The sequence below is a fragment of the Streptomyces sp. NPDC088730 genome (assembly GCF_044751215.1).
GTDB lineage: Bacteria > Actinomycetota > Actinomycetes > Streptomycetales > Streptomycetaceae > Streptomyces.
Genome location: NZ_JBIVLK010000013.1, coordinates 55,743 through 67,833 on the forward strand (window position 1 = coordinate 55,743; position 12,091 = coordinate 67,833).

Below are 12,091 nucleotides of genomic sequence, written 5' to 3' on the forward strand. Positions count from 1 at the left end.
CCTGACGTACGGTTTGCGCAGATGAGAGAAACACCCCGCCCGCAGGGGACTGCCGGCGACACCGGGTCGGAGCTCCCCCAGCACCGTCCTGGTTGTGCCTTCGCGCACACCACTGGAGCCTCGGGCTCCGGAACTCCTCACCGATCGGATGGCCGCCCGCCCCACACCCCCCGGGGCGCGCGGCACACCGGTCCGGCCGTCCGTCCCGGAACAACCCCCCCTGTTCCGGGACGGGCGGCTCTTCTCTTTTCCGTGGTGTCCGGCCTGCTGGCCCTGTTCGCGCTCACCACCTGGCAGATCGCTGCCGACGGCCCGCTGCGGAGCCTCGACGAGCGCACCGGCCGGGCCCTGGTGGGTCACGGTCCGGCCGGGCTCACCGAATTCCTCGCGGATCTCGGCAACACGCAGGTCGCGCTCCCGGTGCTGGGCTGCGCCATCGTCTGGTCGCTGGTGCGCGGTGCGCGCCGCGCCCCGGTCACCGCGGCGCTCACCATGGCCGCGGTGCCGCTGCTCGTCGTCCCGCTCAAGGACTGGATCGCCCGCCCCGGTCCGCTGACCGAGGCCACCGGCTACTACCCCTCCGGCCACGCGGCGACCGCGGCGGTGGCGTACGGGGCCGCGGCGCTGCTGCTCGCCCCGTATCCGCGGCGCTCATGGATGATGCCCGTCGCCGCCGTCCTGCTGACGGCGGCGACGGGCATCGGTCTGGTGCTGCGCGGCTACCACTGGCCGCTGGACGTGCTGGGCAGCTGGTTCCTGTGCGGGCTGCTACTGGTCCCGCTGTCGCTCAGCCGCCGAAGTAGGCGTCGAAGTTCTTCGAGAACTCCCAGTTGTTGAAGCGGTCCCAGTTGATCGACCAGGTCATCAGTCCGCGCAGTCCGGACCAGGTGCCGTGGGTGGCGTACGAGCCGCAGTCGGTCTTCTTCGTCAGGCAGTTCAGCGCCTTGGTGACCTCGGCGGGCGAGGTGTGCCCGTTGCCCGCCTGGGTCGAGGCCGGGAGGCCGATCGAGACCTGGTCGGGGCGCAGGCCCGGGAAGACCTTGGTCTGGTCGCCCGCCACCGGGAAGCCGGCCAGCAGCATGTCGGTCATCGCGATGTGGAAGTCGGCGCCGCCCATCGAGTGGTACTGGTTGTCCAGGCCCATGATGGAGCCGGAGTTGTAGTCCTGGACGTGCAGCAGGGTGAGGTCGTCGCGCAGGGCGTGGATCACCGGGAGGTAGGCGCCGGCCCGCGGGTCCTGGCCGCCCCAGGGGCCCGAGCCGTAGTACTGGTAGCCGAGCTGCACGAAGAAGGTCTCGGGGGCCATGGTGAGCACGAACTTCTCGCCGTACTTGGCCTTGAGCGTCTTCACCGCGGAGATCAGGTTGACGATGACCGGCGTGGTGGGGCTGCGGAAGTCGGTGTCGCCGGTGTTCAGCGAGAGCGAGTGGCCCTCGAAGTCGATGTCGAGTCCGTCCAGACCGTACTCGTCGATGATCTTGCTGACCGAGGAGACGAAGGTGTCACGGGCGGCGGTGGTGGCGAGCTGCACCTGTCCGTTCTGGCCGCCGATGGAGATCAGCACCTTCTTGCCCGCGGCCTGCTTGGCCTTGATGGCCGCCTTGAACTCGGCCGCCGACTCGACGTTCGGGCACTCGGCCACCGGGCACAGCGAGAAGCGGATGTCGCCGGAGGTGACGGAGGTGGGTTCACCGAAGGCCAGGTCGATGACGTCCCAGGAGTCGGGCACGTCCGCCATCCGGGTGTAGCCGGAGCCGTTGGCGAAGCTGGAGTGCAGATAGCCGACGAGGGCGTGGGCCGGCAGCTCGGCGCCGCCCTCTCCCCCGCTGCCGGCGGACTTGGTGGTGGCGGGCACCGCGGCGGACTTGGCGGACTCCCCCGCCGCGTTGGTGGCGGTGACCTGGAAGCTGTACGCGGTCGAGGCGGTGAGGCCGGTCACGGTGGCGGAGGTACCGGTGGTGGAGAGGACCTTCGTGCCGCCCCGGTAGACGTTGTAGCCGGTGGCGCCGGAGGCCGCCGTCCACGAAAGGGGGACGGAGGACGCGGTGGCGGTGCCCGCCTTGAGGCCCGCCGGTACCGCCGGGAGCGCGACCGGGTCGCCGCCGGGGCCGACGAGGCTGAGGTCGTCGGCGTAGTACGCGGGGGTGCCGTACCAGCCGTGCGTGTACACCTTGACCGAGGTGGTGGACGCGCCGGTCTTGAACGTGGTGGAGAGCTTCTGCCAGGCCCCGGCGGACTGCGTCCAGGTGGACACGTCGGTCGTGCCGGTGCCCTCCGCGCCCAGGTAGACGTAGCCGCCCTGCACCCAGGAGCTCAGCGTGTACGTGGAGTCGGGCTTGACCGTGACGGCCTGGGAGCACTTGGCGTAGTCGCTGCCGGCCGGGGTCGCCTTCAGCGCGGAGGTGCCGCCGTGCACCGGGGTGCTGACGGCGGCTCCGCTGCCGCCCGTACAGCTCCAGCCGTCCAGGCCGGCTTCGAAGGTTCCGTTGCGGGCCAGATCGGCGTCGGCAGCGGCGGCACTCGGCGCCGAGGCGGCCAGGCCGCCCGCTGCCAGCAGGGCGGCCGTGAAGGCGGCCAGCAGTCCGGTGATGCGGGCAGGGGGTCCCGTACGTTCCACAACGGCCTCCGTGCAGGGGGGAATCGGGTGGCCACAACATGGTCCAGACCAATCCGGTTGTCAAGACCTCTGGCACCCGGCGCCTATGTGGCCTCCCCCGCGGCGGCCCCTCCCGCGGCCTCGTGCATCGCGAGTTCCAGCAGGGCGACGTCGGTGAGCGTGCCCGATCCGTCCGGCGGAACCAGCCAGCGCACCCCGCCCGTGACCCGTCCTGGGTAGGGCACCACGATCCAGGTCCCCCGGCCCGCGCCCCGCACCCCCGTCCCGATCCACCGGTCCGCGGTGCCCGGCGGCACGAAGAACCCCATTCGGGCGTCACCGAAGCCGGCGAGGACCGGCCCCGGCCGGTCGATGAGCCGGGTGAGCACATCGAGCGCCGGATAGCCCAGCCTCCCCGGCAGAATCAGCACGTCCCAGCGCAGGCCGGCGGGAAGGAGCGCGATCCCCCGGGGATTGCGCTCCCACTCCCACCGGCAGGCGTCCGGGTCCGGCGCCACCGACACAAGCCACTCGACCGCTGCCCTGACCCCCGAGCCAGCCATGACCCGCCTCCGTTCCGTATCCCACCCGCGGCGAGTCGCGGGTGCGTTCACGGGAGAGAGCGCGGTGGAGCCGATCCATTACGCGAGTTCGGCTACCAGCCGGTAGTGAACTGGGTCACGCCCCGGCTCAGCTGTCGAAGCCGAGCCCCAGCCGGTCCATCGTCCGCAGCCAGAGATTGCGGTGGCCGCCGTTGTCGTCGGCCCGTGCCAGCGAGCGCTTCGTCAGCTCGATGCCGGCCCACGCGAAGGGCTCCGGCGGGAACGGCATCGGCTTGCTGCGCACCATCTCCAGCGCGGTCCGCTCCGTCTCCTCGCCGGCCAGCAGGTCGAGCATCACCTCGGCGCCGAACCGGGTGGCCCCGACGCCGAGTCCGGTGTATCCGGCGGCATAGGCGACCCGGCCCTGATGCGCGGTGCCGAAGAACGCGGAGAACCGGGAACAGGTGTCGATCGCGCCGCCCCAGGCATGGGTGAAACGCACTCCAGCCAATTGCGGAAAGCACTCGAAGAACTGTCCGGCGAGCTTCAGGAATGTCTCCGGACGCTGGTCGAGCGCGGCACTGAGCCGTCCCCCGTACGGATAGATCGCGTCGTATCCGCCCCACAGGATCCGGTTGTCCGCGGAAAGCCGGAAGTAATGGAACTGGTTGGCACTGTCCCCCAGCCCCTGCCGGTTCCTCCAGCCGATGGCGTCGAGCTGTCCGGCGGTCAGCGGCTCCGTCATCAGCGCGTAGTCGTAGACCGGGACGGTGTACGGGCGCACCCGCTTCACGAGCGAGGGGAAGATGTTCGTGCCGAGGGCGACGCGGCGGGCGAGCACCCTTCCGGCCGGGGTCCGGACCGCCATTCCGGTTCCGGTTCTGGCCAGCTCCAGGCCCCGGGTGTGCTCGTAGATCCGGACCCCCAGATCGAGGCAGGCCTGCTTCAGGCCCCAGGCCAGCTTGGCGGGGTGCAGCATCGCGACCCCGCGGCGGTCCCAGAGGCCACCCAGGAATGTCGGTGAGTCGACCTGGTCGCGCAGCGCGTCACCGTCGAGGAACTCGACGCCGCCGAAGCCGCGACGCTCCAGCTCCTGGTGCCATTCCCGCAGCTCTTCGAGCTGGTGGGGCTGAGTGGCGACGTCGATCTCACCGGTGCGCTCGAACTCGCAGTCGATGCCGTAGCGGGCGACCGCCTCCTCGATGGCGTCGAGGTTGCGCGCGCCCATCTCCTCCAGCTTCCCGATCTCGTCGGGCCAGCGCTCCAGCCCGTTGGACAGGCCGTGGGTGAGCGATGCGGCGCAGAATCCGCCGTTGCGGCCCGAGGCGGCCCAGCCCGTCTCGTGCCCCTCGATCAGTACGACATCGCGTTCCGGTTCGCGCTCCTTGGCGAGCAGCGCGGTCCACAGTCCGCTGTAGCCGGCGCCGATGACGAGGAGGTCGCAGTGCTCGTCTCCGGTGAGCGCGGGGAGCGCCTCGGGCCTGCCGGGGTCGTCCAGCCAGAACGACAGCGGCTTGGCACCGGCGATTGACTGGGCGGCGGCACTCATGGCGACTGGGGCCATGTTTTCCAACTCCTTAGGGACTTTCAGGGTCGTGCGTTGTTCTTCCGCCGGTTCGCTATCAGCTGGCCGGCGAGAACCACCAGTACCGCAATGATGAACATCGCCGTACCGATGACGTTGATCTGCACGGGCGTGCCGCGCTGTGCCGATCCCCAGACGAACATGGGGAAGGTCACGGTCGAGCCCGCGTTGAAATTGGTGATGATGAAATCGTCGAAGGAGAGCGCGAAAGCGAGCAGCGCTCCCGCGGCGATTCCGGGGGCGGCGATCGGCAGCGTCACCCGTACGAAGGTCTGCACGGGCCCGGCGTACAGATCGCGGGCCGCCTCCTCCAGCCTGGGGTCCATCGACATGACCCGCGCCTTGACCGCCGTCACCACGAAGCTGAGGCAGAACATGATGTGCGCGATGAGGATCGTCCAGAAGCCCAGCTGCGCGCCCATGTTGAGGAAGAGCGTGAGCAGGGACGCGGCCATGACGACCTCGGGCATCGCCATCGGCAGGAAGATCAGCGAGTTGATCGCGCCGCGCGCCCGGAAGCGGTAGCGGACCAGGGCGAACGCGATCATCGTGCCGAGCACGGTCGCGCCGACCGTGGCCCAGACGGCGATCTGGAGCGAGAGCGAGAGCGAGCCGCACATGTCGGCCACTCCGCAGGGGTCCTTCCAGGCGTCCAGCGAGAAGCGCTGCCAGGAGTAGTTGAACCGCCCGTTGGGCTTGTTGAAGGAGAACACCATCACGACGATGTTCGGCAGGATCATGTAGGCGAGGGTCAGCAGACCCGCGATGACGATGAGGTGGCGTCGCAGCCAGCGCAGTACGGGCATCAGACCAGGTCCTCCGTCCCGGAGCGGCGGATGTAGACAGTGACCGCGATCAGGACGACCGCCATCAGGATGAAGGAGAGCGCGGCCGCCGTCGGATAGTCGAGGACGCGCAGGAACTGGGTCTGGATGACGCTGCCGACCATCTTGGTGTCGGTGGATCCCAGCAGTTCCGCGTTCACGTAGTCGCCGCTGGCCGGGATGAAGGTCAGCAGGGTGCCGGAGACGACGCCCGGCATCGAGAGCGGGAACGTCACCTTCCGGAAGGTGGTGGCGGGGGTGGCGTACAGGTCCCCGGCCGCTTCGTGCAGCCGGCCGTCGATCCGCTCCAGCGAGGTGTAGAGCGGCAGGATCATGAACGGCAGGAAGTTGTACGTGAGACCGCAGACCACCGCCATCGGGGTGGCCAGCACCCGGTTGGACTCGGTCCAGCCGAGCCAGCTGGTGACGTCGAGGACGTGCAGGGTGTTCAGTACGTCGACGACCGCGCCGCCGTCCGCAAGGATCGTCTTCCAGGCGAGCGTGCGGATCAGGAAGCTGGTGAAGAACGGGGCGATGACCAGCACCAGCACCAGGTTGCGCCAGCGGCCGGCCTTGAACGCGATGAGGTAGGCCAGCGGGTAGCCGAGCAGCAGGCACAGGATCGTGGCGGTGCCCGCGTACAGCAGGGACCGGACGAACTGCGGGTAGTAGTCGCTCAGCGCGTCCCAGTACGTCTGGAAGTGCCAGGTGACCTCGAACCCCTTCTCCAGGGATCCGGTCTGGACGGAGGTCGACCCCTGGTAGATCAGCGGCAGCGCGAAGAAGACGACGAGCCAGAGGATGCCGGGCAGCAGCAGCCAGTAGGGGACGAGGCGCTTGCGGGTGGAGGGCTTGCGCACCTTCGGCTCCTCGGCGGGAGCGGGTGGCGCCTCCTGGGTGACGCTCACGCCGCGTCCTCCACCGTCTCCACACCCGCGGCGATGTCCTGGTCGGCGTCGAGGCCGAAGGTGTGCGCCGGGTTCCAGTGCAGGACGACCTCGGCCCCGGGGGTGAGCCTGGAATCACGCTCGATGTTCTGCTCGTACACCTGGAGCGACTTCCCGGCCGGGCTCTCCACCACGTACTGAGTGGAGACGCCGATGAAGCTGGAGTCGACGATCCGGCCGGTGACCCGGTTGCGGCCCTCCGCTATCGCGTCCGCGTCGTCGCGGTGCGCGAGGGAGATCTTCTCGGGGCGGATGCCGAGGAGCAGCTTGCCGCCGTTCGCGGCCGGCGCGGGACATCGGCCCTCGGGCAGTCGCAGCTTCCCGCCGCCCGCCGATACGACGATGTCGGTGCCGGTGGAGACGACTTCGCCCTCGATGAGGTTCGAGGTGCCGAGGAAGTTGGCGACGAACGTCGTCCGGGGGTTCTCGTAGAGATCGGCGGGGTCGCCCAGCTGCTCGACCCGGCCCGCGTTCATCACCGCGACGGTGTCGGCCATGGTCATGGCCTCTTCCTGGTCGTGGGTGACGTGGACGAAGGTGATGCCGACCTCGGTCTGGATGCGCTTGAGTTCGAGCTGCATCTGACGGCGCAGCTTGAGGTCGAGGGCGCCGAGCGGCTCGTCGAGGAGCAGCACCTGGGGGTGGTTGATCAGTGCGCGGGCGACGGCGACGCGCTGTTGCTGGCCGCCGGAGAGCTGGTGCGGCTTGCGCCGGGCGAAGTCGCCGAGCTGGACGAGCTCCAGCATGTCGTCGACCTGCTTCTTGACCGACTTGATGCCGCGCCGGCGCAGTCCGAAGGCGACGTTCTCGGTGATGTCGAGGTGCGGGAAGAGCGCGTAGCTCTGGAAGACGGTGTTGACGGGCCGCTTGTACGGGGGGAGGGCGGTGATGTCGCGGCCGCCGAGCGAGACGGTGCCGGTGGTGGCCTCCTCCAGGCCCGCGATCATCCGCAGGGTGGTGGTCTTGCCGCAGCCGGACGCGCCGAGCAGCGCGAAGAAGGAGCCTTGCGGGACGGTCAGATCGAGCGGTTGGACGGCGGCGAAGGAGCCGTACCTCTTGCTGATCCCGGTGAGGCGGACATCGCCGCCTGTCTGCTGCTGTGTCATGGAGGGCGGTCCCTGTGGTGTCAGAGGGGGATCGGGGTTTCTTCGGGACGGGGCGGTGTCAGGCGCCGATGAGCTTGGCGAACTTCTCCTCGTACGCCGTCTCTTCCTCGGCGGTCAGGGACCGGAAGGCGTGCGAGGCGGCCGCCATCTTCTTGTCCGGGAGGATCAGCGGGTTGTCGGCCATCGACCGGTCGATCCTGGCGAGCTCCTCGCGGACGCCGTCGACCGGGCAGACGAAGTTGATGTAGGCGGCGAGCTCGGCGGCGACCGGTGGCCGGTAGTAGTGGTCCATGAGCTTCTCGGCGTTGGTCTTGTGCCGTGCCTTCACCGGTACCAGCATGTTGTCGCTGGATATGACGTAGCCCGCGGCGGGTATCGCGTACTTGATGTCGGGGTTGCCGGCCTGGAGCTGGATGATGTCGCCGGCCCAGGCGACGCAGGCGGCGATGTCGCCCTTGTCGAGGTCCGCGGTGTAGTCGTTGCCGGTGAACCGGCGGATCTGGTTCCGGTCGACGCCCTTCTGGATCCGGCCGATCGCGGCGTCGTAGTCGGCGTCGGTGAAGGCGGCGGGGTCCTTGCCCATGTCGAGCAGGGTCATGCCGATGGAGTCGCGCATCTCCGAGAGGAAGCTGACCCGGCCCTTGAGCTTCGGGTCGTCGAGCAGCTGGCTGACGGAGTCGATCCTGCGGCCGCCGGTCGCCTTGGCGTTGTAGGCGATGACCGTGGGGATGCCGGCCCAGGGGTAGGAGTAGGCGCGGCCGGGGTCCCAGTCCGGGGAGCGGAACTGGGCCGAGAGGTTGGCGTAGGCGTGCGGCAGGTTCGAGGGGTCGAGCTTCTGCGCCCAGCCGAGCCGGACGATGCGGGCGGCCAGCCAGTCCGTGACGCAGATGATGTCGCGGCCGGTGTCCTGGCCGGCCGCGAGCTGCGGCTTGATCTTGCCGAAGAACTCGACGTTGTCGTTGATGTCCTCGGTGTACTTGACCTTGATCCCGGTCCGCCGGGTGAACTGCTCCAGCGTGGGCCGGTGCTTGCCGTCGTCGGTGACGTCCATGTACTCGGTCCAGTTGGAGAAGTTGACCTGCTTCTCCTTGGCCGAGTGGTCGTCGGAGGCGGCCGCGGCGTCCTCCTCCCGCTTGGCGGGAGGGATTCCGCACGCGCTGAGCACGCCCAGCCCGCCGAGTGTGAGCGCGCCGGTACCGGAGGCGCGCAGCAGTGATCGGCGGGTGAGAGCTCCCCTGCCGCTGGTCAGAGTGCGACGCATCGCGGCCAGCTGGGCCGCGGAGAGACGCTCGGGCTCGTACTGCTCCATGCGCGTTGCCCTTTCGGGTGGGTGTGCGGCCGGACCGGCCGGGTTATCGGTCCCCGAAGATCGTGCGGTGCCAGTCCTTGCGGGCGACCGCCGTGTTGTCGTACATGACGTGCTTGACCTGCGTGTACTCCTCGAAGGAATACGACGACATGTCCTTGCCGAAGCCGCTGGCCTTGTATCCGCCGTGCGGCATCTCGCTGATGATCGGGATGTGGTCGTTGATCCAGACGCAGCCCGCCTTGATCTCGCGGGTGGCGCGATTGGCCCGGTACAGGCCGCGGGTCCAGGCGGAGGCGGCGAGTCCGTACGGGGTGTCGTTGGCGAGCGCGATGCCCTCGTCGTCGGTGTCGAAGGGCAGCACCACCAGGACCGGGCCGAAGATCTCGGCCTGGACGATCTCGCTGTCCTGGGCGGCTCCGGCGATCAGGGTCGGCCGGTAGTAGGCGCCGTCGGCCAGCTCGCCGCCGGGGGCCTCGCCGCCGGTGACGACGGTGGCGTAGGCGCGGGCGCGCTCGACGAACGCGGCGACCCGGTCGCGCTGGGCGTGGCTGATCAGGGGGCCCAGGTCGGTGTCCGGGGCGAACGGGTCGCCCACCCGGACGGTCTCCATCAGCTCCGCGACGCCCTGCACGAAGGCGTCGTACAGCGGGCGCTGGACGTAGGCGCGGGTGGCCGCCGTGCAGTCCTGGCCGGTGTTGATGAGGGAGCCGGCGACCGCTCCGTGGACCGCGGCTTCGAGGTCGGCGTCGTCGAAGACGACGAAGGGGGCCTTGCCGCCGAGTTCGAGGTGGAGGCGCTTGACGGTGGAGGTGGCGATCTCCGCGACCCGCTTCCCGACGGCGGTGGAGCCGGTGAAGGAGGTCATCACGACGTCGGGGTGGCCGACGAGGTGTTCACCGGCGTCCCTGCCCGCGCCGTTGACGATGTTGATCACACCGTCCGGGATGCCCGCCTCGGTGGCCGCCTGCGCGAACATCAGCGAGGTCAGCGGGGTGATCTCGGCGGGCTTCAGCACGATGGTGTTGCCGGCGGCGACGGCCGGGAGGACCTTCCAGGCGGCCATCTGGAGCGGGTAGTTCCAGGGGGCGATGGAGCCGATGACGCCGATCGCCTCGCGCCGTACGTACGAGGTGTGGTCGCCGGAGTACTCGGCGGCGGACTTGCCTTCCAGGTGGCGGGCGGCGCCCGCGAAGAAGGAGGCGTTGTCGACGGTGCCGGGCACGTCGAACTCGGTGGAGAGCTTGACCGGCTTGCCGCACTGGAGGGACTCCGCGTACGCGAAGTCGTCCGCCTGCTCGGCGAGGACCGCGGCGAACCGGTGCATCGCCTCCGAGCGCTCGGCGGGGGTGGCTCCGGACCAGCCGGGGAAGGCCGCCCGTGCGGCGGCGACGGCCGCGTCGACGTCAGCGGTGCCGGCCAGTTCGTAGGTGTGGACGGTCTTGCCCGTGGCCGGGTTCACCACGTCGTGGCTGCGTCCCGAAGTGCCGGGTCGCAGTCTTCCGCCGATGTACTGCGCGCCGTCCGCGAAGCGGTCCTGTACCTGGAAGCTGTTGCCCATCACGCTCTCCTCCGCCGCTGTTCCCGGAGTGCGGGGCGGCGTAGCTCCTGCTCGATTTGAGTGCCGATCCTGACAGAGGGGACCGAGCCCAACAAGTGATTCCGTTGTTGCCTTTTGGTTACGCAACGGAATCTGTCGACCATGTGTCGTGTCAGTGCGGAATTCCCCGTACGTAGTGTCAGTGGCGGATGCCAGACTCACGTGTCATGGAACACATGGACGACCTCGTGGCGCGGACCGGGCGGGGCGAGCGCGTGAAGTACCTGAGGTTCTGGGGGCACCGGCCGCGGGCCGACGGGGAGATCGGGGCGGGCTGCCTCAGTCAGTGGTGGCCGTCGCCGTTCACGGTCGACGGGGTGGAGTACGCCTCGGCCGAGCACTGGATGATGGCCGGCAAGGCGCGGCTGTTCGGTGACGCGGAGGCGGAGACCCGTGCGGTGGCGGCGAAGAGCCCGGCAGAGGCGAAGAAGACGGGCCGGCTGGTCCGTGGTTTCGACGACACGGTCTGGGAGCGCGAGCGGTACGGGCTGGTGGTGACGGGCAGCCTGCACAAGTTCGGCCAGGATCCGGCGCTGGGGAGGTTCCTGCTGGGCACGGGCGAGCGGGTGCTGGTCGAGGCGAGTCCGATGGACCGGATATGGGGCATCGGGCTGGCGGCGGACGATCCGCGTGCGGAGGACCCGGCGGCCTGGCGGGGGCTGAATCTGCTCGGCTTCGCGCTGATGGACGCGCGGACGGAGCTGCGGCGGAAGGACGCCGGCCGGATATGAACCGGCCAGCGGGGCGAAGCGGAGCCCCGGGCGGGCGGTAGTCCGCCCGGGGCCCGCCTCCTAGCGAATCACTCCGGCGACCGGGGCGTCGATGACCAGGGACGCGGAGTACGGCTCGTAGCCGGAGCCGCTGTCCTCGTCGAAGTCGTCGCTGGCGATGGCCCAGATGACCAGCCCGAGGAACACGGCACTGACGACGATGCCGATCGAACCGAGGATGATACCGGCGAGGGCGACTCCGCCGTTGTCGGCCTCGCCCCGGCGGGCTCGGCCCCTGCCTATCAGACCGAAGATCAGCGCGAGGATGCCGAGGATGATCCCCAGCCCGTACAGGCAGAAGCCCGCCACCGCGATGATGCCGAGCACCATGGAGGCGATACCGAGCCCGTTCGCGGGCTGCGGCCCCCAGGCGTTCTGGCCGTAGCCGGGGTAGCCCGGGTAGCCGCCGCCGTACTGGGGGGCGGCCGGGTAGCCGTACTGGCCCGCGGACGGCTGGGCCGGTCCCACCGGGTAGCCGTACTGGCCGGCGGCCGGCGGGCTGTGCTGACCGGGACCGTTCGGGCCGACGGGCGGTGGCGGTACGTCCCCCGCACCGTACGGGCCGGACGGCTGCCCCGTGTCGGCCGGAGGGCCGAATCCGCCCGACGGGCCGAAACCGGCCGTGGGCGCGGCGTCCTGCGGCCCGTCGGCGCCCGGCATCGCGGTGACGGTCTGCTGGTCGTGCACGGCCGGCGGGCTGTCGTCCGGGGGGCTCTTCTTATCCAGCGGCACCCTGTTGTCCGGCGGAGCCCACGGATCGCGTGCCACGGCCCCGTCCTCGGGCTGCTCTGTGTTGTCTGACATGGGCCTCCCCC

Annotated in this window: 11 protein-coding genes; 2 read left to right on the forward strand and 9 right to left on the reverse strand. The window is 69.9% G+C overall.

Annotated elements, in window-relative coordinates:
- Positions 1–21: 21 nt before the first annotated feature.
- The gene (locus tag ACIP89_RS29740; RefSeq protein WP_401932222.1) at positions 22–837 is read left to right on the forward strand and encodes a phosphatase PAP2 family protein; all 816 of its coding nucleotides are present in this window, start codon (positions 22–24) and stop codon (positions 835–837) included.
- Here the strand turns inward: ACIP89_RS29740 and ACIP89_RS29745 are convergent.
- The 8 genes from ACIP89_RS29745 to ACIP89_RS29780 all read right to left on the reverse strand — a co-directional run bounded on the left by ACIP89_RS29745 (position 788) and on the right by ACIP89_RS29780 (position 10,467).
- On the reverse strand, positions 788–2,617 hold the full coding sequence (locus tag ACIP89_RS29745) for a chitinase (RefSeq protein WP_402117630.1): 1,830 nt from the start codon (positions 2,615–2,617) through the stop codon (positions 788–790). The genes ACIP89_RS29740 and ACIP89_RS29745 overlap by 50 nt on opposite strands.
- Positions 2,618–2,700: 83 nt before the next feature.
- Entirely contained in the window at positions 2,701–3,159 is a 459-nt protein-coding gene (locus ACIP89_RS29750) for a hypothetical protein (protein ID WP_402117632.1), read from the reverse strand.
- 127 nt (positions 3,160–3,286) lie between these two features.
- Entirely contained in the window at positions 3,287–4,702 is a 1,416-nt protein-coding gene (locus ACIP89_RS29755) for an NAD(P)/FAD-dependent oxidoreductase (protein WP_402117633.1), read from the reverse strand.
- A gap of 23 nt (positions 4,703–4,725) precedes the next feature.
- A complete protein-coding gene (locus ACIP89_RS29760) occupies positions 4,726–5,529 on the reverse strand; it encodes an ABC transporter permease (protein ID WP_073739146.1) in 804 nt (267 codons plus the stop codon).
- The gene (locus ACIP89_RS29765) at positions 5,529–6,455 is read right to left on the reverse strand and encodes an ABC transporter permease (protein ID WP_390092805.1); all 927 of its coding nucleotides are present in this window, start codon (positions 6,453–6,455) and stop codon (positions 5,529–5,531) included. The genes ACIP89_RS29760 and ACIP89_RS29765 overlap by 1 nt, the downstream gene beginning before the upstream one ends.
- The gene (locus ACIP89_RS29770; RefSeq protein WP_401932217.1) at positions 6,452–7,600 is read right to left on the reverse strand and encodes an ABC transporter ATP-binding protein; all 1,149 of its coding nucleotides are present in this window, start codon (positions 7,598–7,600) and stop codon (positions 6,452–6,454) included. Before ACIP89_RS29770 ends, ACIP89_RS29765 begins: the two co-directional genes overlap by 4 nt.
- 58 nt (positions 7,601–7,658) lie before the next feature.
- A complete protein-coding gene (locus tag ACIP89_RS29775) occupies positions 7,659–8,909 on the reverse strand; it encodes a spermidine/putrescine ABC transporter substrate-binding protein (protein WP_401931969.1) in 1,251 nt (416 codons plus the stop codon).
- Between the two features lie 43 nt (positions 8,910–8,952).
- The gene (locus ACIP89_RS29780; RefSeq protein ID WP_401931972.1) at positions 8,953–10,467 is read right to left on the reverse strand and encodes a gamma-aminobutyraldehyde dehydrogenase; all 1,515 of its coding nucleotides are present in this window, start codon (positions 10,465–10,467) and stop codon (positions 8,953–8,955) included.
- Between the two features lie 215 nt (positions 10,468–10,682).
- Between ACIP89_RS29780 and ACIP89_RS29785 the strand changes: the two genes are divergently transcribed.
- Complete coding sequence (locus ACIP89_RS29785) at positions 10,683–11,237, forward strand: NADAR family protein (RefSeq protein WP_401932124.1); 555 nt, start codon at positions 10,683–10,685, stop codon at positions 11,235–11,237.
- Between the two features lie 60 nt (positions 11,238–11,297).
- Here ACIP89_RS29785 and ACIP89_RS29790 read toward each other — a convergent pair whose 3' ends face one another.
- Positions 11,298–12,080, reverse strand: coding sequence for a DUF4190 domain-containing protein (locus tag ACIP89_RS29790; protein ID WP_402117634.1), 783 nt, complete (start codon positions 12,078–12,080; stop codon positions 11,298–11,300).
- Positions 12,081–12,091: the final 11 nt, after the last annotated feature.